This window comes from Microbacterium sp. B35-04 (assembly GCF_010634885.1).
Taxonomy (GTDB): Bacteria; Actinomycetota; Actinomycetes; order Actinomycetales; family Microbacteriaceae; genus Microbacterium.
Genome location: NZ_MWLP01000062.1, coordinates 1 through 25,043, shown reverse-complemented (window position 1 = coordinate 25,043; position 25,043 = coordinate 1). Strand labels below are relative to the sequence as shown.

General features: G+C 71.5%; 25 protein-coding genes. 19 read left to right on the top strand and 6 right to left on the bottom strand.

Annotated elements, in window-relative coordinates; all coding sequences use genetic code 11:
- The 7 genes from B1729_RS14270 to B1729_RS14240 form a co-directional block, all read left to right on the top strand.
- Positions 1-534 (top strand): zinc-binding dehydrogenase (locus B1729_RS14270; RefSeq protein WP_163633382.1); only part of this gene is annotated, 534 nt, incomplete at its 5' end.
- Entirely contained in the window at positions 531-926 is a 396-nt protein-coding gene (locus B1729_RS14265) for a 6-carboxytetrahydropterin synthase (protein ID WP_163633381.1), read from the top strand. The genes B1729_RS14270 and B1729_RS14265, both read left to right, overlap by 4 nt.
- Positions 923-1,936, top strand: a complete 1,014-nt coding sequence (locus tag B1729_RS14260) for a glycosyltransferase family 4 protein (protein WP_163633379.1) — start codon at positions 923-925, stop codon at positions 1,934-1,936. Before B1729_RS14265 ends, B1729_RS14260 begins: the two co-directional genes overlap by 4 nt.
- The gene (locus B1729_RS14255) at positions 1,933-2,775 is read left to right on the top strand and encodes an SAM-dependent methyltransferase (RefSeq protein WP_163633377.1); all 843 of its coding nucleotides are present in this window, start codon (positions 1,933-1,935) and stop codon (positions 2,773-2,775) included. The genes B1729_RS14260 and B1729_RS14255 overlap by 4 nt, the downstream gene beginning before the upstream one ends.
- Positions 2,776-2,780: 5 nt before the next feature.
- The gene (locus B1729_RS14250) at positions 2,781-3,716 is read left to right on the top strand and encodes a lysylphosphatidylglycerol synthase transmembrane domain-containing protein (protein ID WP_239539655.1); all 936 of its coding nucleotides are present in this window, start codon (positions 2,781-2,783) and stop codon (positions 3,714-3,716) included.
- Positions 3,713-4,462, top strand: coding sequence for a dihydrofolate reductase family protein (locus B1729_RS14245; protein ID WP_163633373.1), 750 nt, complete (start codon positions 3,713-3,715; stop codon positions 4,460-4,462). Before B1729_RS14250 ends, B1729_RS14245 begins: the two co-directional genes overlap by 4 nt.
- Positions 4,459-6,102, top strand: coding sequence for a CDP-alcohol phosphatidyltransferase (locus B1729_RS14240; protein ID WP_163633371.1), 1,644 nt, complete (start codon positions 4,459-4,461; stop codon positions 6,100-6,102). The genes B1729_RS14245 and B1729_RS14240 overlap by 4 nt, the downstream gene beginning before the upstream one ends.
- 169 nt (positions 6,103-6,271) lie before the next feature.
- Here the strand turns inward: B1729_RS14240 and B1729_RS14235 are convergent, their stop codons facing one another.
- Complete coding sequence (locus B1729_RS14235; protein ID WP_239526174.1) at positions 6,272-6,880, bottom strand: rhomboid family intramembrane serine protease; 609 nt, start codon at positions 6,878-6,880, stop codon at positions 6,272-6,274.
- An 88-nt stretch (positions 6,881-6,968) separates the two neighbouring features.
- On the opposite strand from B1729_RS14235, the gene B1729_RS14230 reads away from it, so the two are divergent.
- Positions 6,969-7,463: a GNAT family N-acetyltransferase gene (locus tag B1729_RS14230; RefSeq protein WP_163633369.1), complete on the top strand. Its 495-nt coding sequence runs from the start codon at positions 6,969-6,971 to the stop codon at positions 7,461-7,463.
- A 22-nt stretch (positions 7,464-7,485) separates the two neighbouring features.
- Here B1729_RS14230 and B1729_RS20805 read toward each other — a convergent pair whose 3' ends face one another.
- Positions 7,486-8,868 (bottom strand): alpha/beta fold hydrolase, encoded by a 1,383-nt coding sequence (locus tag B1729_RS20805; protein WP_239539654.1) that lies wholly within the window; start codon positions 8,866-8,868, stop codon positions 7,486-7,488.
- Between the two features lie 380 nt (positions 8,869-9,248).
- Between B1729_RS20805 and B1729_RS14215 the strand changes: the two genes are divergently transcribed.
- The 6 genes from B1729_RS14215 (at position 9,249) to B1729_RS14190 (ending at position 15,282) form a co-directional block, all read left to right on the top strand.
- Positions 9,249-11,312 (top strand): heavy metal translocating P-type ATPase, encoded by a 2,064-nt coding sequence (locus B1729_RS14215; protein WP_163633386.1) that lies wholly within the window; start codon positions 9,249-9,251, stop codon positions 11,310-11,312.
- 138 nt (positions 11,313-11,450) lie between these two features.
- Entirely contained in the window at positions 11,451-12,314 is an 864-nt protein-coding gene (locus B1729_RS20800) for a DUF2510 domain-containing protein (RefSeq protein ID WP_204260164.1), read from the top strand.
- Positions 12,311-13,117 carry a sulfite exporter TauE/SafE family protein gene (locus B1729_RS14205; protein WP_163619881.1) on the top strand — a complete coding sequence of 269 codons (807 nt, stop codon included), beginning with the start codon at positions 12,311-12,313 and terminating at the stop codon, positions 13,115-13,117. Before B1729_RS20800 ends, B1729_RS14205 begins: the two co-directional genes overlap by 4 nt.
- Positions 13,118-13,282: 165 nt before the next feature.
- Entirely contained in the window at positions 13,283-13,732 is a 450-nt protein-coding gene (locus B1729_RS14200; RefSeq protein WP_163619882.1) for a MaoC family dehydratase N-terminal domain-containing protein, read from the top strand.
- 5 nt (positions 13,733-13,737) lie between these two features.
- The gene (locus B1729_RS14195; RefSeq protein ID WP_163619897.1) at positions 13,738-14,142 is read left to right on the top strand and encodes a MaoC/PaaZ C-terminal domain-containing protein; all 405 of its coding nucleotides are present in this window, start codon (positions 13,738-13,740) and stop codon (positions 14,140-14,142) included.
- Between the two features lie 3 nt (positions 14,143-14,145).
- Positions 14,146-15,282 carry a UDP-N-acetylmuramate dehydrogenase gene (locus B1729_RS14190; protein ID WP_163633367.1) on the top strand — a complete coding sequence of 379 codons (1,137 nt, stop codon included), beginning with the start codon at positions 14,146-14,148 and terminating at the stop codon, positions 15,280-15,282.
- Here the strand turns inward: B1729_RS14190 and B1729_RS20900 are convergent.
- Positions 15,279-15,407: a hypothetical protein gene (locus B1729_RS20900; protein ID WP_275575852.1), complete on the bottom strand. Its 129-nt coding sequence runs from the start codon at positions 15,405-15,407 to the stop codon at positions 15,279-15,281. The genes B1729_RS14190 and B1729_RS20900 overlap by 4 nt on opposite strands.
- 289 nt (positions 15,408-15,696) lie before the next feature.
- Positions 15,697-16,935 (bottom strand): pyridoxal phosphate-dependent aminotransferase, encoded by a 1,239-nt coding sequence (locus tag B1729_RS14185; RefSeq protein WP_163633365.1) that lies wholly within the window; start codon positions 16,933-16,935, stop codon positions 15,697-15,699.
- Positions 16,936-17,116: 181 nt separating this feature from the next.
- Between B1729_RS14185 and B1729_RS14180 the strand changes: the two genes are divergently transcribed.
- From B1729_RS14180 to B1729_RS14160, 5 genes are all read left to right on the top strand, one after another.
- On the top strand, positions 17,117-17,461 hold the full coding sequence (locus tag B1729_RS14180) for a hypothetical protein (protein ID WP_163620014.1): 345 nt from the start codon (positions 17,117-17,119) through the stop codon (positions 17,459-17,461).
- 116 nt (positions 17,462-17,577) lie between these two features.
- Positions 17,578-18,552 (top strand): ABC transporter ATP-binding protein, encoded by a 975-nt coding sequence (locus B1729_RS14175; protein ID WP_163633363.1) that lies wholly within the window; start codon positions 17,578-17,580, stop codon positions 18,550-18,552.
- Positions 18,549-19,424, top strand: a complete 876-nt coding sequence (locus tag B1729_RS14170) for an ABC transporter permease (protein WP_163633361.1) — start codon at positions 18,549-18,551, stop codon at positions 19,422-19,424. The genes B1729_RS14175 and B1729_RS14170 overlap by 4 nt, the downstream gene beginning before the upstream one ends.
- Before the next feature lie 196 nt (positions 19,425-19,620).
- Positions 19,621-20,823 (top strand): sensor histidine kinase, encoded by a 1,203-nt coding sequence (locus B1729_RS14165; RefSeq protein ID WP_163633359.1) that lies wholly within the window; start codon positions 19,621-19,623, stop codon positions 20,821-20,823.
- Positions 20,820-21,452 carry a response regulator transcription factor gene (locus tag B1729_RS14160; protein ID WP_163619989.1) on the top strand — a complete coding sequence of 211 codons (633 nt, stop codon included), beginning with the start codon at positions 20,820-20,822 and terminating at the stop codon, positions 21,450-21,452. Before B1729_RS14165 ends, B1729_RS14160 begins: the two co-directional genes overlap by 4 nt.
- Before the next feature lie 115 nt (positions 21,453-21,567).
- Here B1729_RS14160 and B1729_RS14155 read toward each other — a convergent pair whose 3' ends face one another.
- Both B1729_RS14155 and aceB read right to left on the bottom strand, forming a co-directional pair.
- Positions 21,568-23,163, bottom strand: coding sequence for an isocitrate lyase (locus B1729_RS14155; RefSeq protein ID WP_163633357.1), 1,596 nt, complete (start codon positions 23,161-23,163; stop codon positions 21,568-21,570).
- 110 nt (positions 23,164-23,273) lie between these two features.
- Positions 23,274-24,932, bottom strand: a complete 1,659-nt coding sequence (gene aceB, locus B1729_RS14150; RefSeq protein WP_163633384.1) for a malate synthase A — start codon at positions 24,930-24,932, stop codon at positions 23,274-23,276.
- Between the last annotated feature and the right edge of the window lie 111 nt (positions 24,933-25,043).

The following is a 25,043-nucleotide window of genomic DNA, read 5'->3' as shown; positions in this document are numbered from 1 at the left end:
GTGGCGCGCGGCATCCCGGGCGCCGACGTCACGCTCGTCGACATCGATCCGGCGAAGGCGCCGATCGCCAGAGCGCTCGGCGTGAAGTTCGTGCTCGGCTCGGACGCGGCGGACCAGTTGCTCGAGCCGGACGTCGTCGTCGAGGCGAGCGGCAGTGGTGCGGGACTCGAGCTCGCACTGCGCCTGGCACCCACCGACGGCGAGGTGGTCGTGGCCAGCTGGTACGGCAGCCGCGCGGTGCCGATCGAGCTCGGCGCCGACTTCCACTCGCGCCGGATCACGATCCGCTCCAGCCAGGTCGGCGCCGTCTCACCGCGTCGCCGGGCGAGGCGCACCACCCGCGAGCGGCTGGCCGTGGCGCTCCGGTTGCTCGAGGATCCCGCATTCGACCTGCTGCTGGGTGGAGGATCGTCGTGGCGCCAGCTGCCCCAGATCACCGCCTCCCTCGCCGCGGGCACCGCCGGCGAACTGTGCCACACGATCGATTGGAGCAGCGCCGGTGAGGCGCTGAGCGACGAAAGGGAGTCGAAGTGACCTTCAGCGTGACCGTCCGCGACCATCTGATGATCGCCCACAGCCTGCGCGGCGATGTCTTCGGCCCCGCGCAGCAGCTGCACGGCGCGACCTTCCTGGTCGACGCGACTTTCCGCGCCGATGAGCTCGACGCCGATGGCGTCGTGGTCGACATCGGCCGCGCGAGCGATGTGGTGCGCGAGATCGTCGGCGCCCTGACGTACCGCAACCTCGACGACGAGCCCGACTTCGAAGGTCTGAACACGACGACCGAGCGGCTGTGCCAGATCGTGGGCGACCGCCTCGCGGCCCGTGTGCGCGACGGCGCGGTCGGCGCGTCGCGCCTGACCGGCATCACCGTGACCCTGCACGAGTCCCATGTCGCCTGGGCCTCCTACGAGGTGGCGTTGTGACGAGCGGACCCTCGGTCCGCTTCCTCGTTCCCGAGGGGGTCGACGACCCGCGCCGCGTCAGCGGCGGCAACGTGTACGACCGGCACATCCGGGACGGACTGCGCGCCCGCGGCTGTGCGGTGACGACGCAGGAGGCGGCGGCTGCGGCGGCTGCGGCATCCGCTCTCCGTGGCGCCCCCGACGGTGCCCTGGTGCTGGTGGACGGACTCGTCGGGGGATGGGCGCCCGCGGCGCTCGAGGAGCATGCGTCGCGCCTGCGTCTGGTGCTGCTCGCGCACATGGTGGTCGCCGCCTTCCCCGATGCCACGGATGCCGCGGCCGACGCCGAGCGACGCGCGCTGGCGGTCGCCCGCGCCGTGGTCGTGACGAGTCACTGGACCGCGGACGAGCTGGCTCGGCGAGGGCTGGCCGATCCCTCGCGGATCACGGTCGCGGTCCCCGGCGTGGACCGGGCCGACGCCGTCACGCCGCTCGGAGAGAACGACCTGCTCTGCGTGGGGGTGCTGGCGCCGCACAAGGGGCAGGACACGCTGCTCGATGCGCTCGCGCGGCTGCCGACCGCCGACTGGACCTGCGCCGTCGTGGGATCGGGTGAGTCGTTCCCGGACTTCGCGGCGATCATCGCAGACCGTGCGGCCGCCTTCGACGGGAGGGTCAGGATCGCCGGTGTCCTCGATGACGACGCGCTCGCCGAGGCCTATCAGCGCAGCGCGCTGCTCGTCGCGCCGTCCCGTGTCGAGAGCTGGGGCATGGCGATCGGCGAGGCCCGGGCGCGGGGACTGCCCGTGATCGGCGCCGAGACCGGTGGGATTCCCGAGGCTCTCACCGGCGGGGGCGGCCTCGTCGTGCCGCCCGACGACCCGGCCGCGCTGGCCGGGGCATTGGAGGCATGGATGTCGGACCCGCCGCTGCGGGCGCGGCTGAGGCACGAGGCCCTCACGGCCCGCGCCACCCTGCCGACATGGAGCGACGCCGTCGCTCGCGTCGCCGACGCCCTGGAGGCGGCATGACCTCGATCTCGACGGCGACACCCGGGTGGCTCGCGCTGCGGGCGCCGGCCGACGACGCCGCGCGGTCGACGGAGCTCGCCCGCGAGCTCGGCCGGCTGCTCGCTGCCCGTCGCGCGAGCGCGGCCGCGCCGCTCGTGCTCCACGACCTGGGTGCGGGCACCGGATCGATGACGCGCTGGCTCGCACCGCAGCTCCCGGGCCGGCAGCGCTGGGTGCTGCGCGACGGGGACGCCGACATCGTCGAGCATCTCGATCTCGATGCGGTCGTCGACGCCGACGGCAGCCGGATCGACGCCGACGTCGTCGTCGAAGACCTCGCAGAGCTGCCGAGGGAGGCGTTCGACGGCGCAGCGGCGGTGACGGCATCCGCTCTGCTCGATGTGATCACGAGTGCCGAGGCTGCGCACATCGTCGCCGCGTGCGTCGCCGCGGGCACTCCTGCGCTCTTCAGCCTCACCGTCACCGGCGCCGTGACGCTGCGCCCGTCCGCGCGGCGGGATGCCGTCGAGCACGCCATCAGCGCAGCCTTCGACGACCACCAGCGCCGCGACGCTGAAGGGCGACGGATGCTGGGACCCGATGCCGTAGCCGCGACGGCCGAGCTGTTCGCCGCCGCGGGATGGCACGTTCGCAGGGGCCCGACCCCCTGGCGCCTGAAGGGGCGGGACAGCGCGCTCACGACCGAGTGGCTGGACGGGTGGATCGACGCCGCCGTCGAATGGCGGCCGGAGCTCGCGGACGACGCGGAGGCATACCGCCGTGTTCGTCGGGCGCAGGCGGCCTCCGGCCGGCTGCGGGTGATGGTGTCGCACGAGGACCTGCTGGCGTGGCCGGGGTGACGAGCATGTCGCCGCGTCTGCGGTCCGGTGCACGGATCGTGGCCGCGCTCGCGGTGGTGGTCGCGACGGGCGCGGTCGTCGGTGCCGCACCGTTCCTCGACGGCCTCGCTGCGGTCTCGCCCTGGACGATCGTCGCCGCCGTCGCACTCGCCGCGGTCGCCACCGCTGCGGCGGCCTGGCGGTGGCGGATGGTGTCGACCGGGTTCGGGCTGCCGCTCGCCTGGGGCGACGCCTTCGCGGCGTACTACCGGTCGCAGTTCCTCAACATGGTGCTGCCCGGCGGCATCGTGGGCGACGTGCAGCGCGCCTACGTCCAGGGGCGCGCGCACGACCGCCTCGATCTCGCTGCGCGCGCGGTCGCGGCCGAGCGCATCGCCGGGCAGCTCGTGCAGATCGTCCTCACACTGGCGATCCTGCTGCCGCTCGGCCTCACGTCGCCGCTGGCCCCGTTGGCGTGGATCAGTGGGGCGGTCGCGCTGCTCATCCTCGTGGGCGTCGCCACGGTGGCGCTCACCGCGCGCGGGCGCGCCGCGCTGGCTCGCGAGTACCGGATGCTGCGCCCTGTGCTCTCGCGGCCCCTGACGCTGCTGGCCATCACGGCGGCCTCGGCCATCGTCCTCGCCGCGCACGCCGCCACGTTCGTGGTGGCGGGTCTCGCCGCGGGCGTCCACGCGGACTCCGACGAGCTCGCGATCGTGGCGCTGATCGTGCTCGCTGCTGCGGCGATCCCGGTCAGCGTCGGAGGCTGGGGGCCGCGCGAGGCCGTCGCCGCGGCGGCGTTCGCTCTCGCGGGGCTGGGTGCGGGCGCCGGCGTCGCCGTGTCCACGGCGTTCGGCGTGCTCACGTTGGTCGCCGTCGCACCGGGTGCCGTTGCGCTGCTCGCGGACCGCTTCCGTTCGTCTGGTCGGAGGAGCATGATCGAGAGGAGGAGACCCGTATGAGCGAGCGACCCTACGTGACCCTCAGCTGCGCGATGTCGATCGACGGCTACCTCGACAGCGCCGAGCCGCACCGGCTGGCGATGTCGAACGCGGCCGACCTCGACCGAGTCGACGACGTGCGCTCACTGCACGACGCGATCATGGTGGGCGCCTCGACGGTGCGACGAGACAACCCGCGTCTGCTGGTGAGGGATGCTGCGCGGCGCGCGCGCCGGCTCGCCTCCGGGCGCCGGGAGTCTCCCGCAAAGGTGACGGTGACCTCCAGCGGCGACCTGGCAGCCGACGCCGCCTTCTTCACGACGGGAGAGGGGCCGCGGATCGTTTACTGCCCGCAGCCCCGGGAGGCGCAGCTGCAGGAACGGCTGGGCGAGCGCGCGATCGTCGTCGGGCTCGGCGACGACTGCGTCATGATGTCCGCGCTGCTCGACGATCTCGCGGCGCACCGGGGGGTCCGCAGCCTCATGGTCGAGGGCGGCGGCACCGTGCTGACACAGTTCCTCGGCGCGGACCTCGTCGACGAGCTGCACCTCGTCGTCGCCCCGTTCTTCGTCGGTGAAGACCGCGCGCCGCGCGTCGTGCGATCGGGGGCTTTCCCCTGGACGGCCTCGCGCCGGGCCCGGCTCGCCGACACCCGCCGCATCGGCGACGTGGTGCTGCTCCGCTACGCCCTCTCCGACCGGTTCGGCATGCTCGAGCCCGAGAGCGCCGAAGCCGGGCGGGAGCCGGTCGCCGCCGAACGCCCGTGAGCCGTCCGCTTGCCGGCGGGCGGTCGCGGGCATGGCCGGGTCGCCTCGCGATCGCCGCGGCCGTCGCCGTGCTTCTCGTCCTGCCGCTGGTGCCCGGGGCGTTGGTCTCGGGGTCGGTGCTGGCGCTGGTACGGATACCGGTCGAGTCGATCGTCATCCTCCTCGTGCTGGCCCTGGTGCCGTGGGCCCGGCCGCGCATCGTGCTTGCGGCGCTCTTCGGGCTGTTCGTCTGCCTGGCGGTGGTGCTCGCCTGCGTCGATGTCGGCTACGAGGCCGCGCTCGGCATCCATTTCGTGCCTCTCGATTGGCGGCAGCTCGGCGACGCGTACGGCGTCGTCGCGGCCGCCATCGGTGCGGCGCCGGCGAGCGCCCTCGTCGCTGCGGCGGCCCTGCTGATCGCGGGGGTGGCAGCGGCGCTCGCGTGGGCGGCGCTGCGCGTGGACGCCGCGGTCCGCAGGGACGCCGGCCGGGGCCGGGCCGCGCTCGCCGCCCTGACCGCCGGATGGGTCGCCGTCGCCGCACTGGCGCCTCCGCTGGGTGTGCCGAACCCGTCGGCGGCTGCGGCATCCACCGGTGCCATCGGCTCGGCGGTGTCGCGCACCGTCGCCGCGCTCCAGGCGCGCGAGGTCGTCGCCAGGGCGATCGCCGATGACCCGTTCGCCGAGATGGACGAGGCGGAGCTGTTCACCGCGCTGCGCGGCAAGAACGTCGTCTTCGCGTTCATCGAGAGCTACGGCAGGGTCGCGCTGGAGGGCGAGGGCGTGTCGGACGGCGTCAATGCGCTGCTGCGCCGCGGCGAGGACACGCTGGCCGCCGAGGGGTACATCGCCGAGAGCGCGTGGCTGACCTCACCCACCTACGGCGGTGCGAGCTGGCTCGCGCATGCGACGCTGCAGACGGGAGTCTGGATCGATTCGCAGTCGGTCTACAGCGAGGTGGTGGGCAGCGACCGTCTGACGCTGAGCGGTGCCTTCGCAGCCGCGGGCTGGCGGACCGTCAGCGACGTGCCGTCCAATACGCAGGACTGGCCGGTCGGCAGGGACTTCTACCGGTTCGGCACTTTGCTGGACGCGACGAACGTCGGCTACCGCGGGCCCCGATTCGGATATGCGCGCATCCCCGATCAGTACACGTGGAAGCACTTCGCCGACCACGAGCTCGCCGATGCCGGGCAACCACCGGTGATGGCCGAGATCGACCTGGTGTCGTCTCACACGCCATGGGCGCCGTTGCCGGAGCTCGTGGCGTGGTCGCAGATCGGAGACGGTTCGATCTTCGCCGGGCAGCCCGAGGCCAGCAGGCCCGCGAACGAGGTCTGGGAGGACCCGCGGACCGTCCAGCGGTTCTATGGGCTCTCGATCGAGTACGCCCTCGGCGCCATGTTCTCGTTCCTCCAGAACGTCGATGACCCGAACCTGGTCGTCGTCGCGCTCGGCGACCATCAGCCGGGTCCGATCGTGAGCGGCGCGGATGCCGGTCGCGACGTGCCGATCAGCATCATCACGAAGGACCACGCCGTGCTCGACGCGATCGCAGCGTGGGGCTGGGAGCCGGGTCTGCGGCCCGCCGCCGAGTCGCCGGTGTGGCGGATGGATGCCTTTCGCGACCGGTTCTTCACGGCCTTCGGGTCTGCTCCGTGAGCGACGGCTGGAAGGACCGGTCTCTGGTCGCCGTGCGAAAAGTCGGGTCGCTGGCGGCGACACGCCGGTATCGGATGCCGCGCTACGGCGTGTCGTGTGACGCGCCCTAGTTTTCGCAGCGGGCGAGGCAGATCGAGGGTTCATGTGGCACCCGGACGTCAGTGCCGCCTCACATCGCGGCCGCGCGTTTCGGCCGCATCACGATCGCGGCGACGCCGCCGCCGATCGCGCCGAACAGGTGCGCCTGCCACGACACCCCTGCAGGCGCCCCGAAGACCCCGGCGAGCATGCTGCCGCCGTACACGACGGCCACCGCGGTGGCGATGAGCGCGTAGAGGATGCCGTGGCCCAGCGACGGCGCGACGAAGGCCCGGATCAGCAGATAGCCGAAGTACCCGAACACCAGCCCCGACGCGCCCACGGTGACGACTCCCGGCGCGCTGAAGATCCACGTGCCGAGCCCGCCGACGACGGCGATGATGCCCGTCACCGCCCAGAACCGGCCGACGCCGTCCAGTGCGACGAGCACCCCGAGGACGACGAACGGGATGCTGTTGGCCAGCAGGTGGGGCCATCCCGCATGCAACCCCGGGCCGAACAGCACGCCGTCGAGTCCGTCGAGCGCCCACGACCGGAGACCGAACTCGCCGTTCGCGTCGCCGGGCAGCAGATCGTCGAGCACGCGGACGACCCACATGATCGCGAGCAGCAGCAGGGGCTGCCCGATCCGGGCCACGATGCTGCCGCCGCGGGAGGGCGTCGAGGGTGCGCTCGTCACCTGCCCATCGTCGCACCCGCGCGGGGTCGCGACGTGACGCGTGTCCTCAGCGCTCGGACCGGCGCGGTGCTGCTGGCAGGATGACGGGATGACGTTCACCGTCCGAGTCCCTGAGCTGAGCGAAGCCGCGGAGATCGCCGATGTCCACGTCCTGACGTGGCGCGAGACCTATACGCACCTCCTGCCCGAGGGGTTCTTCGACGAGGAGTACGTGCAGGCCCGCCGCGGGCTGTGGCGTCGGCTGCTGGAGAATCCGCGCGAGGGCTGGCACATCCGCGTCGCGGAGCGCGACGGCCGGATCGTGGGGCTGGCGACGGCCGGTCCGAGCACAGCGACCGACGGTGAGGACCCTCCGCGCGAGCGCCAGCTCTACATGCTCTACGTGCTCGCGGTGGAGTACGGCCGAGGAGCGGGGCAGGCGCTGCTGGACGAGGTGCTCGGCGACGAGCCGGCGGTGCTGTGGGTTGCGAAGGCGAACCCGCGGGCGATCGCCTTCTACCGGCGCAACGGCTTCGCGTTCGACGGCGTCGAGGAGGCGTATCCGGGCATCCCGGCGCTCGTCGACGCGCGCATGGTGCGCTGACGGCGGCGGGCGCCGAGGCCTCTCAGCCGGGGAAGTCGGAGTCGTCGGTCCACGCGGCGATGTCGACGCCGTGGTTGTCGGGGGACGTGAGGGTCCAGTAGCCCGGTGCATGGGTGTCGTCGGCCATTCGTCCGCCCGCGGCCAGCGCTGCGGCGATCCGCGCCTGCACCTGGTCGCGCGGGACCGAGATGTCGATGTGTGTGCGGCCACGCCCAGACTTCGGAGGCTCGAGCGGGTGGAACCACACGTGCGGGTTGCGACGCAGCGGGTCGACGGCGTCCTCGGCGCCGAGCGGGTCGTAGCCGAGCGCGGCGCTCCAGAACGGCCGCACGCGGGCATCGGGTCCTTGCGCGACGGCGATGCCGACGACCGTGAGCGCGGACGGGTCGGGCTCGAGGTCGAGTTCACGGGCGGCACGGGAGACGGATGCCGCGAGTTCGGCATCCGCTCTGCTCAGCGCCCCGTCGGCCCGGCTGAACGTCTTGACGAACACCCCTTCGGGGCGCAGGTCGATGTCGGGGAAGTGCTCCAGCGCCTCGGCGATCGGCACGATCTCGGCGACCAGGCGGGCGCCCTGTGCGAGCGATCCGGCTCGGAAGAACGCGTGCGCACCCCAGTAGAGGACGCGCCAATCCTCGACGCCCTCGGACCCGTGGAAGTCCTGCGCGCTGATCGTCTCGACCTCGGGTGGAATGATGCCGTCACCGAGCGGCGGCTGGGCGAGGATGAGGCGCGCGAGCGACTGCGGGCGGGTCAGTTGGGGCCAGTGCCCGGTCGGCAGGTCGAGGAACGTGACGTCTTCGATGGTCGTGAACTCCTGCACGGACGCCGCGCCCTCGTCGATCCAGGAGCGCAGGTCGGCGACGGTGTACTCGGTGGCGACCGCTGTGACGGGGATCGCGCGTCTCCGGTCGTCGTGCAACTGCTGGATGCCGGTGACCACCCCTGCCGGCGAGGGGATCGCGTACGCGCGGAACGCCGCCATGCCGCCCTCACCCAGGTCGCGGAGATCGGCCTCGTCGAAGTCGGTCCAGTCGGGAAGCGGGAGTTCGCCGCCGACCGGCTTGTAGCCCGACAGGAGCGGCGCGCCGTCGGGCGTCGGGAAGCCGCCGATCAGGATCAGCCGCGCCACCCGCTGCGGCCGCGCGTCGGCTGCCGCATAGACGATGCCGGCCCCCGCGGAGTGCCCGACCAGCACCACCTTCTCGCCGGGAGCCGCGTCGATCGCCGCCACGACGGCGGCGACATGGTCGTCGAGCGTGATCGCCGAGCGATCGGCGTCGGCCGACTCCATGCCGGGAAGCGTCAGGGCGACCGGTCGGTGACCGGCTTGCTCGAGCGCCGGCGCGACCTCGTACCAGGCCCATCCGCCCATCCAGAGGCCTGCAACCAGGATGATGTCCACTCCCGCTCCTTCGCATGATGAGAGGTGCAGCCAGTGTGACGGGATCCTCCGACATCCGCGACGGGGGAATACGCCGACGTCGGAACTGATTGACTAAGATACCCCTAGGGGGTATGAATGGAATCGTACCGATGAGGAGAACCGCCGTGACCGATCCGAATCGAGACAGCGACCTGAGCGCTGTCGCGCACGCCGACCAGCCCCACACCGGCCATGATCATGCTGCGCCCTCCGGACACGACCGAGCGGCGATGACGCCGCTCACTCCAGGGTCGGACCACGACCACGCGGCGATGGAACACGCCGGCCACCGACACTCCGACCACGACCATGCGGCGGCGGGCGACCCCCACGACCACGCCGCGCACGACCACGCCGCGATGGCTCACGCCGACCACGACGCGCCCGGCGCCCACGGCGGACATGGCGCGCACGGCGGCCACGCGGGCCACGGCGCAGACCACGTCGCGCGCTTCCGGCGGCTGTTCTGGATCAACCTGGCGCTGGCCGTCCCCGTGGTCCTGTTCTCGGGCATGTTCGCGATGGTGCTGGGCTACACGCTCCCCGACGTGCCCCTCGTGCGCTGGATCTCGCCGGTGCTCGGCACCGTCATGTACTTCTGGGGCGGGTGGCCGTTCCTCACCGGCGCCGTGTCGGAGCTTCGCGCCCGCAAGCCCGGGATGATGCTCCTCATCGGCCTCGCCATCACCGTCGCGTTCTTCGCATCGTGGGGCGCGAGCCTCGGGCTGCTCCACCACGAGCTGGAGTTCTGGTGGGAGCTGGCGCTCCTCATCGTGATCATGCTGCTCGGCCACTGGATCGAGATGCGTTCGCTGGCGCAGACGACCTCGGCCCTCGACTCGCTCGCCGCGCTCCTCCCAGACGAGGCCGAGCGCGTCGAAGGCGACCGCGTCGTGACGGTGCCGCCTGCCGACCTGCGCGTGGGTGATGTCGTCGTCGTGCGCCCCGGCGGCAGCGTTCCCGCCGACGGCCGCATCGTCGACGGACGCGCCGACATGGACGAGTCGATGGTGACGGGTGAATCCCGGCCCGTCGCCCGCACCACCGGCGACCAGGTCACCGCGGGCACCGTCGCCACCGACTCCGGGCTGCGGGTGGAGGTCACCGCGACCGGCGACGACACCACGCTCGCCGGCATCCAGCGGCTCGTCTCCGAAGCGCAGAACTCGACGTCGCGTGCACAGCGCCTCGCCGACCGCGCGGCGGGCTGGCTGTTCTGGTTCGCGCTCGGCGCGGCGGCGCTCACCGCCGTGGTGTGGAGCGCATTCGGGATGCCGGACGAGGCGGTCGTCCGCACCATCACCGTGCTCGTGATCGCCTGCCCCCACGCGCTGGGCCTCGCCATCCCGCTGGTGGTGTCGATCGCGACCGAGCGCGCAGCCCGCGGGGGTGTCCTCATCAAGGACCGGCTGGCGCTGGAGAGCATGCGCTCCATCGGTGCGGTGCTGTTCGACAAGACCGGCACCCTGACCAAGGGCGAGCCGACGGTGATGGATGTCGCCACCGCCCCCACCGCCCCTGCGCTCGATGCCGACGCGGTGCTGGCACTGGCGGCATCCGCCGAGGCCGACAGCGAGCACCCGCTCGCGAAGGCGATCGTCCGTGCCGCGCAGGCGCGCGGACTGGTGCTCGCCGGGGCCACCGGATTCGCGTCGTCGCCCGCGGTCGGCGTCACCGCGCACGTCGACGGGCACGTCGTCCGCGTGGGCGGCCCGCGCCTGCTCGAGGAAGTGGGCGGCGCGGACGTCGACGCCGCAGCGCGGTGGCGCGAGAAGGGGGCGATCATCCTCCACGTCGTGCGCGACGGCGAGGTCGTCGGCGGACTCGCGCTCGCCGACGAGATCCGACCCGAATCCCGTGACGCCGTCGCCGCGCTCCAGAAGCTCGGCGTCGAGGTTGTCATGATCACGGGGGATGCCGAGCCCGTCGCGCGCGCGGTCGCCGAGGCTCTCGGCATCCGTCGCGTGTTCGCCGGCGTGCGTCCCGAAGACAAGGAGCGGAAGGTCGCCGAGCTGCAGGGCGAGGGCCTGAAGGTCGCGATGGTCGGAGACGGCGTGAATGACGCCCCCGCGCTGGCCCGCGCCGACGTCGGCATCGCGATCGGTGCCGGCACGGACGTCGCGATCGGGTCGGCGGGCGTGATCCTCGCGTCGAGCGATCCGCGGTCGGTGCTGTCGGTGATCGAGCTGTCGCGCGCGAGCTACCGCAAGATGTCGCAGAACCTCTGGTGGGCCGCGGGGTACAACCTCATCTCGGTGCCCCTCGCGGCGGGAGTGCTTGCGCCGATCGGCTTCGTCCTGCCGATGTCGGTGGGCGCGATCCTGATGTCGCTGTCGACCGTCGTGGTGGCCGTGAACGCGCAGCTGCTGCGACGGCTCGACCTGACCCCCGAGCGCAGCACGCAGGCCGTTCTGGAACGGTGATCGTCGCCGTGCCCGCGCCCTGCAGCGTCGTCGACCTGCGGGGACGCGCGCGCGTGGCCGCCACGGCGGCGCCCGGTGGCGAGGCATCCGGCTCGGCACTCCTCCGCGGGGGATGCGCCGCGGCGATAGGGTTTGACAATGACGACGACTCCTCCCGGCTGGTACGACGACGGTCACGGCGCGCTGCGCTGGTGGGACGGGGCGCTGTGGACGGAGCACGTCGCCCAGCCGGACGCCGAATCATCGCCGGCCCCGACGGAGGCTGAGATCGTCGCCGCCCAGCTCGGATTCGAGGAGCAGCAGCAGCCTGTGGCGGTCACCGGATCCGGCGCCACGCAGGTCGAGGCGGGTGCGGTTCCCGGACCGGCCGGCCAGCCTGAGGCACCCGCCCAGTCCGCCTACCCTGCCGCGCAGCAGTACCCGCCCGCCGCACCGGGATACCCGCAGGGCGCGTACCCCGGTGCCCCTGCCGGCGGAGGATTCACCGCGGCCACCGAGCCGCGAAAGTCGAAGCTCTGGATCGTCTGGGTCGTGCTCGGCGTGGTGCTGCTCGGCATCGTGATCGCGGCCGCCGTGGTCATCCCGCTGCTCTTCCTCTCGGCCACTTCGTCATCCACCCAGACCGGCGGCGCCGAGTCCGACGACGAGCGCGCAGCGGTCGCCACGGTCGAGCTCTACGACGAGGCCTGGCAGGACGGCGACTGCGAGACGTTCACCGCCTCGACCACCGAAGACTTCCGCACCCAGAGCGGCTTCACCGACTGCGTCACCTTCGAAGAGGACTCGGACCGCTTCGACGAGAACTTCGAAGACTACGAGGTCACGATCACCGACGTCGAGACGCTGGGCGACGAGATCGCGGTGACCACGAATGAGACGTTCACGGCGCTCGTCGACGCCAACGGCGACCCGGCCGAGCCCTCGCCGGGTTCGACCGTGTACTACTACACGCTCGTCCAGGCCGACGGCGCGTGGGTGATCGACGACCTCTCGTACGAATGACCGCGCCCGGAACCGAGCGCCCCCCGCACGACCTCCGGTTCTACCTCGTCTGCGTCGGGATCGGACTGCTCGCAGGCCTGCTGTCCGGTCTGTTCGGCGTCGGCGGCGGCACGGTGATCGTGCCCTTCCTCGTGCTGCTGCTCCGCTTCGACCAGCGCCTCGCCGCCGGGACGTCGCTCGCGGCGATCGTCCCGACGGCGGCCGTCGGCGTGATCTCCTACGCCGTGCACGGCTCGGTGGCCTGGATCGCGGCGCTGCTGCTCGCGGCCGGCGCCGTGTTCGGCGCGCAGATCGGCACCTGGCTGCTCCCGCGACTGTCGCTGACTGTGCTGCGGTGGGCCTTCGTCGGGTTCCTCGTCGCCGTGATCGTGAGCCTCTTCGTCGTGATCCCGTCGCGTGACGCCGAGCTGACCCTCACTGTGCTGAGCGGCGCCGCACTCGTCGCGCTGGGCGTGGTCACCGGCATCCTGTCAGGACTCATCGGCGTCGGCGGGGGGATCATCGTTGTTCCCGCGCTCATGCTGCTGTTCGGCACCAGCGACCTGGTGGCCAAGGGAACCTCGCTGCTCATGATGATCCCGACGGCCGTGTCGGGCACGATCGGCAACGTCCGCCGGCGCAACGTCGACCTCGTCGCGGCGGCGATCGTGGGCGTGGCGGCGTGCACGACGACCGCGCTCGGTGCGTGGGCGGCGGTGCTCCTCGACCCGTTCGTGGCCAACGTGCTGTTCGCCGTCTACCTCGTGGTGATCGCCGTGCAGATGGCGCTGCGGGCGTGGCGCGGGCGTCCCCGTCGGGCGTGACCCGGCCGCCCCGGGCATCGAAACGGGGGGATGGCCGGCGAGACAGAGCATTCGCGCCGAAACCGGGGGCGACGCCCCCGGTCTCGCCGCGAATCCCTTGGCTCGACGGCTGACGCCGGCCCGCTCCCGGCCGGACCGGCGGAAGCCGCTCGGTAGGATGGCGTGGTGCCAGTGAACCCCGAGCTCGTCGGCCGCGACTTTCCGCCGACGACCCCCTACCTCGTGGGCCGCGAGAAGGTGCGCGAGTTCGCGCGCGCCGTCTTCGCCGACGACCCGCAGCACCTCGACCCCGCCGCCGCGCAGGCGCTCGGCTACGCCGACGTCGTCGCGCCGCCGACTTTCGCGATCGTGGTGACCGACGCCACGCTCCAGCAGCTGCTGGGCGAGCCCGACTCGGGCATCGTCCTGCAGAACGTGCTGCACGCCGAGCAGAAGTTCCGCTACTCCCGGCCGATCGTCGCGGGCGACGAGCTCACCGCGAAGCTCGCGGTCACCGGCATCCGTGCGATGGGAGCCGCCGCCATGGTGACGAGCGAGTCCGAGATCACGGATGCCGCGGGCGACCACGTCGTCACTGCGACGTCCATCCTGCTGGTGGGGGAGGGCGAGCAGTGAGCGCGTTGACGAACCTCACCGTCGGCGATGTCGTCGCGGAGCGCACGGTGCATCTCACCCGGGACTCCCTCGTGCGCTATGCCGGGGCATCCGGGGATTTCAATCCCATCCATTACCGTGACGACGTCGCCGTCGCCGTGGGACTCCCGGGCGTTCTCGCCCACGGGATGCTCACGATGGGTCTCGCCGTCGGCACGATCGCGTCGTGGCTCGGGGACAGCGGCCGCATCCTCGACTACGGCGTCCGGTTCACCAAGCCCGTCGTGGTCGACGCCGAGACCGGCGCCGACGTGACCGTCGTCGCGAAGGTCGGCGCCGTCGACGACGAGTCGGCGCGCATCGACCTCACCGTGTCGTTCAACGGCGCGACGGTGCTGGTCAAGGCGCAGGTGCGCGTGCGGACGATCTGACGCATGCCCGACGTCACCCCGATCCCGCTGTCGCGGCTCACGACCCTGCGCACCGGCGGCACGCCGACCCGCATGATCGACGCGCCCACCACCGACGAGCTCGTCGACGCCCTCCGCGACGTCTGGGCGTCCGGCGACGAGTGGCTCGTGCTCGGCGGCGGCTCGAACCTGTTCGTCGGTGACGAGCCGTTCGACGGCGCCGTCGTGCGGGTGCTCACGAACGGCATCGAGCGGATGCCGTCACCCGTGGCCGGACGCGTCCGCCTGCGCGTGCAGGCGGGCCACGACTGGGACGCCTTCGTCGCCTACGCGGTGGCCGAAGGCCTCGGCGGCGTCGAGGCGATGTCGGGGATCCCCGGCACCGTCGGCGCCGCGCCGGTGCAGAACATCGGCGCCTACGGCCAGGAGATCGTTCAGACGCTCAGTGAGGTCGAGCTCCTCGACGAGTCCACCGGCGAGGTATCGACGGTGCCGGCCGCCGAACTCGGACTCGGCTTCCGCACGTCGGTGCTGAAGCACCATTACGGCTCTGCGCCCGCCCGGCGGGCCGTGATCCTGTCGGTCACCCTCGACCTCCCCGAGATCGGCCACGGGGCCCGCCGCATCGCCGGCGAACAGCTGCGTACGGCGCTGCGACTCCGTCCTGACGACGAAGTGACTCTCGAGTGGGTGCGCGAGCGCATCCTCGAGACGCGTCGCAGCAAGGGGATGGTGCTCGATCCCGACGACCCCGACACGTACAGCGCGGGCTCGTTCTTCCAGAACGCGGTGGTCTCGGCATCCTTCGCCCGCACGCTCCCCGACGAATGCCCGCGCTGGCCCGTGCACCCCGACCTCGACCCGGTGCTCGTCATCCCGCTCGCGAGCTTCGACGGCTACGTGCCGCCGACCCCCACCGTCGAGTCCGACGTCAAGGTGAGCGCCGGATGGCTCATCGAGCACGCCGGCGTGCGGAAGGGGTTCAAGCTTCCTCGCTCGCGTGCCGGCCTGTCGACGAAGCACGCCCTCGCCCTGACGAACCGCGGCAGCGCCACCGCCGCCGAGCTCGCCGAGCTCGCCCGCTTCATCCAGGGCCGCGTGCAGTCCGAGTTCGGCCTGATCCTGCAGCCCGAGCCGGTGCTGGTCGACGTGGAGCTCTAGCCGCAGCACCCTTCGTCCGCGCGGTGACCCTCGTCGTCGTCCGCGAGCAGCAGCGTGCGGTGCGCGGGCGTGAGATTCGCCAATGCCGCCGCCAGTTCCATCACCAGGTCGATTCGCCGTCCCATGGGGTGTCCTTCCGTTCGTGTCTCAACAAGGACGACGAACGAAGGGACGACGGGTCGACGATTCGGCTCGACTTCCTCGCTCGCGTCCGGCGCCGCCGCCGCGGCATCCGTGCACGCTCAGCCACCCGCCCGGTGCGAAAAGTCGGGCCGGTCACGGAGGCGCGCCGGTCAGGGATTCCGAGGCTCGGCGTGTCGCGTCACCGGCCCGACTTTTCGCAGCAGGCACGCACGAACGAAGAACGCGGATGCCTCGAACCGAGGCATCCGCGTTCCGTCGAGAGCCCGCGGGCTACGAGGCGAAGAGGCGCTGCAGGCGCTGCACGCCCTCGAGGAGGGCGTCGTCGCCGAGGGCGTACGACAGGCGCAGGTAGCCCGAGGGGCCGAAGGCCTCGCCCGGAACGACGGCGACCTCGGCCTGCTCGAGGATGAGGTCGGCGAGCTCGAGCGAGGTGGTCGGCGTCGAACCGGCCCACTCACGGCCGAGGAGGCCTCGCACGTCGGGGTACGCGTAGAACGCTCCCAGCGGCGTGGGGACCTCGACGCCGTCGATCTTCGACAGCTCGGCGACGATCGTGCGGCGGCGGCGGTCGAAGGCCTGGCGCATCAGCTCGACCTCGTCCTGCGGGCCGGTGAGGGCCGCGAGGGCCGCGCGCTGCGCGATGTTGTTCACGTTCGAGCAGAGGTGCGACTGCAGGTTGCCGGCGATCTTGATCGCCTCCTTCGGGCCGACCATCCAGCCGAGGCGCCAGCCGGTCATCGCGTAGGTCTTCGCGACGCCGTTGACGAGGATCGTCTGCCCCGCGGCATCCGGAACAGCCTCCACGATCGAGACGGCCTTCACCGGAGCGTCCGAGCCGTCGGGCGCGTACACGAGGTTCTGGTAGATCTCGTCGGTGATGATCCAGATGCCGTGCTCGACGGCCCATTCGCCGATCGCCCGCGTCTCTTCGAGTGTGTACACCGATCCGGTGGGGTTCGACGGCGAGACGAACACGAGCGCCACCGTGCGCTCGGTGCGCGCGTCCTCGAGCTGCTCGACGGTCACCTTGTAGTGCTGGTCGGCGCCGGCGAACACCTCGACGGGGATGCCGTCGGCCAGGGCGATCGCCTCGGGATAGGTCGTCCAGTACGGGGCCGGCAGCAGCACCTCGTCGCCGGGGTTCACCACGGTCTGGAAGGCCTGGTACACCGCCTGCTTGCCGCCGTTGGTGACGATGATCTGCGAGGGGTCCACCTCGAGGCCGGAGTCGCGCAGCGTCTTCGCGGCGATCGCCTCGCGCAGGGCCGGCAGACCCGCGGCGGGCGTGTAGCGGAAGTTGGCGGGGTTGTGCAGCGCCTCGGCGGCGGCATCCACGATGAACTGCGGCGTCGCGAAATCGGGCTCGCCGGCGGCATACGAGATGACCGGCCGGCCGGCGGCCTGCAGGGCCTTGGCCTTGGCATCGACCTTGAGGGTGGCCGACTCGGCGATGGCGCTGAGCTTGCGGGAGAGCGAGGGCGTGCGGGTGAGCGGGGCGCGTTCTGTCACGCTTCGAGCGTAGTCCGAGCGGGCGACGTGGTCAGCGGCCAATCGCACCCGTGCGGCCCGGGAATGTGCGCGATGCGCGGCGTGCGCGACGGAGCGTCCGGCGAGCGGCGTCTTCCGCGACCGTCCCATTCCCTGGAGCGCCCCCTTCCCGGCCGTGCCGCTGCGCGGTACCCTGTGCCTCGTGGACGCCTGGATCTGGGGAGCCGTCGTGCTCGCGCTCGTGCTCGTCACTGCGGGCGGGATCGCGTGGTGGCTCGCGCGCGGCTGCATGCTCACCAGGGTCGGCGCCACGGGCGCGATCTTCGGCGGCGTGCTGTCGCTCATCGCCCTCGTCGTGCTGCTCGATCCCGAGGCCGGGCTCCGCGCCGCCGCCGTCATCACCATCGGGTCGGGCGTCTGGCTGCTTGCCTGGGCGCTCGCGGGCGGCATCCGCGGCCAGCGCCTGCTCCGCGCCGAAGAGCGAGCGGATGCCGCGGCCGGCGCCGTGGCCGCCGTCGCGGTGCCCATCCCGGCGCCGGGACGCTGACTCCGTTCTGCTCCGCCCGCCGGCGAACCGCAGGCTTCAGCATCCACCGAATGGGGGATGCCTGCTCCAGCGGATGACCGCTGGTCTCGGGCTGCTGCGGCGGCGAGGCTGGAGGCATGCAGACGGATGAGGGTGCGGGCGAGGTCGCGGTGCGGGTGCGCGACCTGCGGAAGACGTACGGCGACCGAGCCGTGGTCGACGGCGTATCGTTCGAGATCGAGCGGGGCGAGACCTTCGCGCTGCTCGGGCCGAACGGCGCGGGCAAGTCGACGACGGTCGAGATCCTCGAGGGATATCGGCGTCGGACGGGCGGCGACGTCGAAGTGCTCGGCGTGGACCCGGCGACGGGCGGTCTCGACCTGAAGGCGCGGCTGGGCATTGTGCTGCAGTCCACGGGGCAGTCCGGTCTCGCGACGGTCCGCGAGCAGCTGCGGCAGTTCGCGGGGTTCTACCCGAACCCACGCGACGTCGACGAGGTGATCGCGGCTGTGGGCCTGCAGGCCCAGGCGAAGACGCGTATCTCGCGTCTCTCGGGCGGGCAGCAGCGGCGGGTCGATGTCGCGCTGGGCATCATCGGCCGACCTGAGCTGCTGTTCCTGGACGAGCCGACGACGGGGTTCGATCCGCATGCGCGCCGGGAGTTCTGGGACCTCATCCGCGGTCTGCAGGCCGAGGGCACCACGATCGTGCTCACCACGCACTACCTCGATGAGGCCGCGCAGCTCGCCGACCGCGTCGCGGTGATCGCGGCGGGGCGTATGCGTGCGATCGGCCCGGTCGCGGGGTTCGGCGGCGATGAGGCACGGATGCCGATCGTGAAGTGGCGCGAGCAAGGAATGCCGCGGCAGGAGCGCACCGCCGACCCGTTCGAGTTCGCGACGGCGCTGGCCGCCCGGCTCGGCGGCGCGCCGGATGAGCTCGAGATCGTGCGCCCGAGTCTCGAGGACATCTACCTGGCGCTCGTCGCCGAGGCCGAGTCTGGGCCCACGCGGCCAGAGGCTCCGCGCGACGCGTCAGCGGCGCGTGGAGGGGTCGTGGGGACCCGCGACAGCATCGGCGATGCCGTCGCGATCGGAGGGGAAGAGCGATGAGCACCACGACCCGCAGCACGTCGCCGAGTCGGCCGATGCCGGCGCGGCGTCACTCACGACGACGCGGCATCTTCGCCGTGGGGATCTGGCGCGCCCGCTTCGAGCTCGTGCAGTACTTCCGCTCGGGCGACACGCTCTTCTTCACCTTCCTGTTCCCGATCTTCATGCTGGGACTGTTCAGCGTGGCCTTCGGCTCGGACGGCGACGTGCAGATCGCCCCGGGCGTGCCGGCCATCCCGATGGCGCAGCTGTACCTGCCCGGCATGATCGCCGCCGGTCTGCTGCTGTCGGGCTTTCAGAACCTCGCGATGGACATCGCGATCGAGCGCTCGGACGGCATGCTCAAGCGCCTCGGCGGCACGCCGTTGTCTCCGGTGAGCTACTTCCTCGGGAAGATCGGGCAGGTCCTCGTGACCGGTGTGCTGCAGTCCGCGCTGCTGCTGGCCTTCGCGTCGCTCGTGCTGGGTGTGGACCTTCCGACCTCCGCCGAGAGCTGGGCGACGTTCGCCTGGGTGTTCGTGCTGGGTATCACCACCTCGGCGCTGCTCGGCGTCGCGCTGTCGGCGGTGCCGCGCACCGGCAAGAGCGCCACCGCCGTGGTCGTGCCGATCGCGCTCGCGCTCCAGTTCATCTCCGGCGTGTATCTGACGTTCTCGCAGCTGCCGGAGTGGCTGCAGAACCTCGCCGGGCTCTTCCCGCTCAAGTGGATGGCGCAGGGCATGCGCGCCGTCTTCCTGCCGGAGGAGTACGCGGCGCTCGAGCAGAACGGCGAGTGGGACCTCGCGGGCGTCGCGATCGCGCTCGCCGTCTGGCTCGTCGTCGGGCTGGTGCTCTCCCGCGTCACCTTCCGGTGGATGCGCCGTGATGCGTGAGCCCGCCCGCCTGCCCCCGGGCCCGGTCCGAACCCCGCGCGGGCAGGCTCGCACCGGGCGGGCAGGCCCGAACCCCGCGCGGGCAGGCTCGCACCGGGCGCGTGGCGGGCTCGCGCCGCTAGCCTGACGGTGCGTGCCCCGGCAGGTTCGACGCGGGGCGCGGGAGACGGACGCAGAGAAGCGAGGGTGGCGGAGCATGTTGAGTGAGCGGCGGTGGGATGCGATCGTCGCCATCGTGGCGACGGTGATCGCCCTCGGCGTGTTGTTCCTCTTCGCACCGCCCACGCCCTCGCGCACCGCGGTGAGTCTCGCAGCGCTCGTGCTCTTCGTGGCGGGCTACGCCGTCGTCGGCCGCGCCGCCGTCGAACCACCGCGGGCGGCGTGGCGGTACCCCGCCTTCCTCTCCGTGGCAGCGGTCGCCGTGGGGATCGGCGTCGGCGCCGCGCCCTTCATGGCCATGCTGCAGACGCTGGCCTACCCGTTGGTATGGGTGATCGGCGACTCCCGGCGGCGGGGGATCGGCGGGTCCGCCGTCATCGCCGGCAGCGTGTTCGTGGGCGTGATCATCGGCAACGGCGCCGATGCCGACTCGGTGGTCGCCGGCGCGACGACGGCCGTCTTCTCGCTGGCGTTCGCGATCGCCATCGGCCTGTGGATCGCCCGCATCGCCGAGTACGGCGAGGAGCGCGAACGACTGCTCTCAGAGCTCACCGCCGCGCAGGGGCAGGTGGAGGCGCTCAGCCGCGAGCGTGGCGCGTCGGCCGAGCGCGAGCGACTGGCCCGAGACATCCACGACACCCTCGCACAGACGCTCGCCGGGCTCGTGATCTTCGCGGAACGCGCCGGCCGGCAGTCGCGAGAAGGACAGACGGATGCCGCGGCCGCGACGATCGCGACAGTCGAGCAGGTCGCCCGCGACGCTCTGGCGGAGGCCCGGGCGCTCGTCGCGCGCACGGCCGCCGTGCCCCGCGAGCCGGCCTTCGCCGCTGCGGTCGAGCGGCTCGTGGAGCGGTTCCGAGCACAGGGCCACGCCGCGATCGAGCTCGACACCGCCGACGCAGCGGGCGAGCTCGATCGCGAGACGCAGGTCGTGCTCCTGCGCTGCCTGCAGGAGGCGCTGTCGAACGCCGCGAAGCATGCTGCGGCCGACCGGGTGCAGGTGCGTGTGCGCGTAGACGCCGCGGGCGGCGCGGCCCTCGAGGTCGCCGACGACGGCCGCGGGTTCGAGCCGGCCTCGCCCGGCGCGGGGTTCGGGCTCGACGGCATGCGGGAGCGCGTCGCGCTGGCCGGCGGCACCTTCGAGGTCGACTCGACGGCGGGGCGGGGCACGTCGCTGCGCGTGCATCTCCCCACGGCACGGCAGGATGCCGTGGACGATGTCTCAGGAGGCGCTCCATGATCCGGCTGCTCATCGCCGACGACCACCCGGTGGTGCGAGCCGGTCTGTCTGGCCTGCTCTCGGACGAGCCCGGCTTCGAGGTCGTGGCCGAGGCATCCGACGGTGAGGAAGCCGTGCGGCTCGCCGCGGAGACGCGTCCCGACGTCGTCCTGATGGACCTGCGCATGCCCCACGTCGACGGCGTCGCGGCGACCGCGCGGATCGCCGGGGGAGAGGCGGGCGACCCTGCGCCGCGCGTCCTGATCCTCACGACGTACGAATCCGACGACCAGATCCTCGCGGCCATCGAGGCGGGCGCGTCGGGGTATCTGCTGAAGGCCGCGCCGCAGGCCGAGATCGTGGCCGGCATCCGCTCGGTGGCGGCCGGCCAGTCCGCGCTCTCGCCGCAGGTCGCGGTGCGTCTGGTCGAACGGATGCGGCGGCCGGAGCCGGCGGCCGTGCTCACGGCGCGGGAGCTCGACGTGCTGCGGCTCGTCGCGACCGGGCAGAGCAACAAGCAGATCGCCGTGACGCTCGGCATCGGCGAGTCCACGGTCAAGACGCACCTGCTGAAGGTCTTCGAGAAGCTCGGCGTCGCCGACCGCACGCGCGCCGTGACGCTCGCGATGGAGCGCGGGCTCCTCGGGTAGCGGAGGGACGCCTCCGGGACGGACGACGGATGCCTCGGACCGGGCGGTCCGAGGCATCCATCGTCTTCAGTAGTCGTCGTCGATCAGGCAGCGCGAGCGCTTCCTGCGGCGGGGTTCAGCTGAACTGGTTCATCGTGTTGTGCTGGCCGCCGGCCTTGAGGGCCGCGTCGCCGGCGAAGTACTCCTTGTGGTTGTCGCCGATGTCGCTTCCCGCCATGTTCTGGTGCTTGACCGTGGCGATGCCCTCGCGGATCTCGCGACGCTGCACACCCTTCACGTAGGCGAGCATGCCCTCGTCGCCGAAGTAGCCCTTGGCGAGGTCATCGGTCGACAGCGCCGCCGTGTGGTACGTCGGGAGCGTGATGAGGTGGTGGAAGATGCCGGCGCGGGCGGAACCCTCGCGCTGGAACGTGCGGATCTTCTCGTCGGCCAGCCGCGCGAGCTCGGTGTCGTCGTAGTCGACGTTCATCAGGTCGCCGCGGTCGTAGGCCGAGACATCCTCGCCCTGCTCTGCGAGCAGGTCGTACGCCTGCTGGCGGAAGCTGAGCGTCCAGTTGAACGACGGGCTGTTGTTGTAGACGAGCTTCGCGTTCGGGATCTCGTTGCGGATCGCGTCGACCATGCCGGCGATCTGCTCCACGTGCGGCTTCTCGGTCTCGATCCACAGCAGATCGGCACCGTTGCGCAGCGATGTGATGCAGTCGAGCACGACGCGCTCCTCACCGGTCCCGGAGCGGAACTGGTACAGGTTGCTGGCGAGGCGCTTCGGGCGCAGCAGCCTGCCGTCGCGCTTGATCACGACGTCGCCGTTGCCCAGATCGCCCTCCGAGATCTCTTCGACGTCGAGGAAGGAGTTGTACTGGTCGCCGAGGTCGCCCGGCTGCTGGGTGACCGCGAGCTTCTGGGTGAGGCCGGCGCCGAGCGAGTCGGTGCGGGCGACGATGATGCCATTCTCGATGCCGAGCTCGAGGAACGCATACCGGACCGCGTTGAGCTTCGCGATGAAGTCCTCGTGCGGGACGGTCACTTTGCCGTCCTGATGGCCGCACTGCTTCTCGTCCGACACCTGGTTCTCGATCTGGATGGCGCACGCACCCGCCTCGATCATCTTCTTCGCGAGGAGGTAGGTGGCCTCGGGATTGCCGAAGCCGGCATCGATGTCGGCGATGATCGGCACCACGTGGGTCTCGTAGTTGTCGATCTGCGACTGGATGAACTCCACCGCGGTCTCGTCGCCGGCAGCACGTGCCTCGTCGAGCTGGGTGAAGAGCAGGTCGAGCTCGCGGGCGTCGGCCTGGCGCAGGAAGGTGTAGAGCTCCTCGATCAGCGCCGGCACGGAGGTCTTCTCGTGCATCGACTGGTCGGGGAGGGGGCCGAACTCCGAGCGGAGCGCGGCGACCATCCAGCCCGACAGGTAGAGGTAGCGCTTGTTCGTGCTCTTGAGGTGCTTCTTGATCGAGATGAGCTTCTGCTGCCCGATGAAGCCGTGCCACACCCCGAGGGACTGGGTGTATACCGATGAGTCTGCGTCGTACTCCGCCATGTCGCGGCGCATGATGTCGGCGGTGTACTGGGCGATCTCGAGTCCCGTCCGGAAGCGGTTCTGCGCCCGCATGCGTGCGGCGGACTCGGGATCGATGGCGTCCCAGCTGGAGCCGTGCTGCTCCTTGAGCGCCTGGATGGCTTCGATGTCGTCTTCGTACGCGGTCATGGTTTTTCCTTTGCGTTAGGGGTGTTCGTGTCCCGAAAAGCGGTCTTCGTGTCCCGATTTCCACCGGTCGAGCGGTCGTATGCGGTGGAAATCGGGACACGGATGACGCGTCAGTCGGTCTCGACCAGGAAGCGCGAGTATGCCGGCAAGGTCAGGAACGCCGGGAAGTCCTGGCCGAGGGCGACATCGCGGAAGATCTCCGCCGCGTCGTCGAAGCGGTCGCCGCTGGTCCCTGAGCCTGTCGAAGGGCGCTGGACCTCGCCCAGCACCTGGGAGATCAGGCCCTCGACGTACTCGCGGGTGATCGCGGTGTCGTCGTCGGTGGTGCGGTCCTGGTGGATCCACTGCCACACCTGGGAGCGCGAGATCTCGGCCGTCGCGGCATCCTCCATGAGGTTGTCGATCGCCACCGCGCCCAGGCCCCGAAGCCAGGCCTCGAGGTAGCGGATCGCCACCGACACGTTCGCGTGCACGCCCGCCGCCGTGACCGGACGCCCGATGTGCACGTCGATCAGGTCGGCCGCGCTCACACGGACCTCGGGACGCTGACGGTCGAGCTGGTTCGGGCGATCGCCCAGCACCGCGTCGAACTCGGCCCGCGCGACCGGGATCAGGTCGGGGTGGGCCACCCACGTGCCGTCGAAGCCGTCGCCGGCCTCGCGCTTCTTGTCGGCGGCGACCTTCTCGAACGCCGTCGCCGTCACCTCGGGGTCGCGCCGGTTCGGGATGAAGGCGCTCATGCCGCCGATCGCGAAGGCGCCGCGCTTGTGGCACGTCTGCACGAGCAGCTCGGTGTACGAGCGCATGAACGGCACGGTCATCGTGACCTCGCTGCGGTCGGGCAGCACGAAGCGCGCACCGCGGCCGCGGTAGTTCTTGATGATCGAGAAGATGTAGTCCCAGCGGCCGGCGTTCAGGCCCGCGCAGTGGTCGCGCAGCTCGAAGAGGATCTCCTCCATCTCGAACGCCGCCGGCAGAGTCTCGATCAGCACAGTCGCCCGGATGGTGCCGTGCGGGATCCCGATGTACTTCTCACTGAAGGTGAAGACGTCGTCCCACAGCTTCGCCTCTTCGCTCGACTCGAGCTTGGCGATGTAGAAGTAGGGCCCGCGGCCGTTCGCGATCAGTCGCTCGGCGTTGTGGAAGAAGTACAGCCCGAAGTCCACGAGCGACCCCGACGCGGCCATCGTGCGGCCGGTGCGGTCGGTGAAGCGGATGTGCTGCTCGGGGAGGTGCCAGCCGCGCGGCCGCATGACGATGGTGGGGGTCTCGGTGGCCGTGACCTCGTAGCGCTTGCCCTCGCCGCTGGTGAACGAGAGCTCGCCGCGGATCGCGTCGCGCAGGCTCAGCTGGCCTTCGATGACGTTCTTCCAGGTGGGGCTGGTGGCGTCCTCCTGGTCGGCCAGCCACACCTTCGCGCCGGAGTTGAGCGCGTTGATCGTCATCTTCGGGTCGGTCGGGCCCGTGATCTCGACGCGGCGGTCCTCGAGTCCGGGACCTGCGCCCGCGACCGTCCACTCGGCATCCTCGCGGATGTGCCGGGTGTCGTCGCGGAACTGCGGGTCGTGCCCGTTGCCGATCTCGAAGCGGCGTCGCATGCGGTCGGCGAGGCGGTCGTGCCGACGGGCGCCGAAGCGCTGGTGCAGCTCGGTGAGGAACGCGATGGCCTCGGGGGTGAGGACCTCGTCGTACCTGGGCTGCATGCGGCCGGCGATCTCGATCGACGGCTCGTGGGTCTGGGTGGGGATGGGGCCGGTGCGCGTACGCATCGGGGTGGCGGTTGCAGGTGTCATGTCCCTGTCCTGTCTGTGCGGTCCCGGTCGTTGAGCGAGCTTGCGAGTCGAAACGTGTTCGGTGGGTGCGAGGTGTTTCGTCTCGGT

Bases quoted from the DNA above. Each gene is read 5' to 3' on its own strand.
- B1729_RS14255 (WP_163633377.1), top strand. From the start codon at position 1,933: ATGACCTCGATCTCGACGGCGACACCCGGGTGGCTCGCGCTGCGGGCG.
- B1729_RS14250 (WP_239539655.1), top strand. From the start codon at position 2,781: ATGTCGCCGCGTCTGCGGTCCGGTGCACGGATCGTGGCCGCGCTCGCG.
- B1729_RS14245 (WP_163633373.1), top strand. From the start codon at position 3,713: ATGAGCGAGCGACCCTACGTGACCCTCAGCTGCGCGATGTCGATCGAC.
- B1729_RS14230 (WP_163633369.1), top strand. From the start codon at position 6,969: ATGACGTTCACCGTCCGAGTCCCTGAGCTGAGCGAAGCCGCGGAGATC.
- B1729_RS14215 (WP_163633386.1), top strand. From the start codon at position 9,249: ATGGCTCACGCCGACCACGACGCGCCCGGCGCCCACGGCGGACATGGC.
- B1729_RS20800 (WP_204260164.1), top strand. From the start codon at position 11,451: ATGACGACGACTCCTCCCGGCTGGTACGACGACGGTCACGGCGCGCTG.
- B1729_RS14205 (WP_163619881.1), top strand. From the start codon at position 12,311: ATGACCGCGCCCGGAACCGAGCGCCCCCCGCACGACCTCCGGTTCTAC.
- B1729_RS14190 (WP_163633367.1), top strand. From the start codon at position 14,146: ATGCCCGACGTCACCCCGATCCCGCTGTCGCGGCTCACGACCCTGCGC.
- B1729_RS20900 (WP_275575852.1), bottom strand. From the start codon at position 15,407: ATGGGACGGCGAATCGACCTGGTGATGGAACTGGCGGCGGCATTGGCG.
- B1729_RS14175 (WP_163633363.1), top strand. From the start codon at position 17,578: ATGCAGACGGATGAGGGTGCGGGCGAGGTCGCGGTGCGGGTGCGCGAC.
- B1729_RS14170 (WP_163633361.1), top strand. From the start codon at position 18,549: ATGAGCACCACGACCCGCAGCACGTCGCCGAGTCGGCCGATGCCGGCG.
- B1729_RS14165 (WP_163633359.1), top strand. From the start codon at position 19,621: ATGTTGAGTGAGCGGCGGTGGGATGCGATCGTCGCCATCGTGGCGACG.
- B1729_RS14160 (WP_163619989.1), top strand. From the start codon at position 20,820: ATGATCCGGCTGCTCATCGCCGACGACCACCCGGTGGTGCGAGCCGGT.
- B1729_RS14155 (WP_163633357.1), bottom strand. From the start codon at position 23,163: ATGACCGCGTACGAAGACGACATCGAAGCCATCCAGGCGCTCAAGGAG.
- aceB (WP_163633384.1), bottom strand. From the start codon at position 24,932: ATGCGTACGCGCACCGGCCCCATCCCCACCCAGACCCACGAGCCGTCG.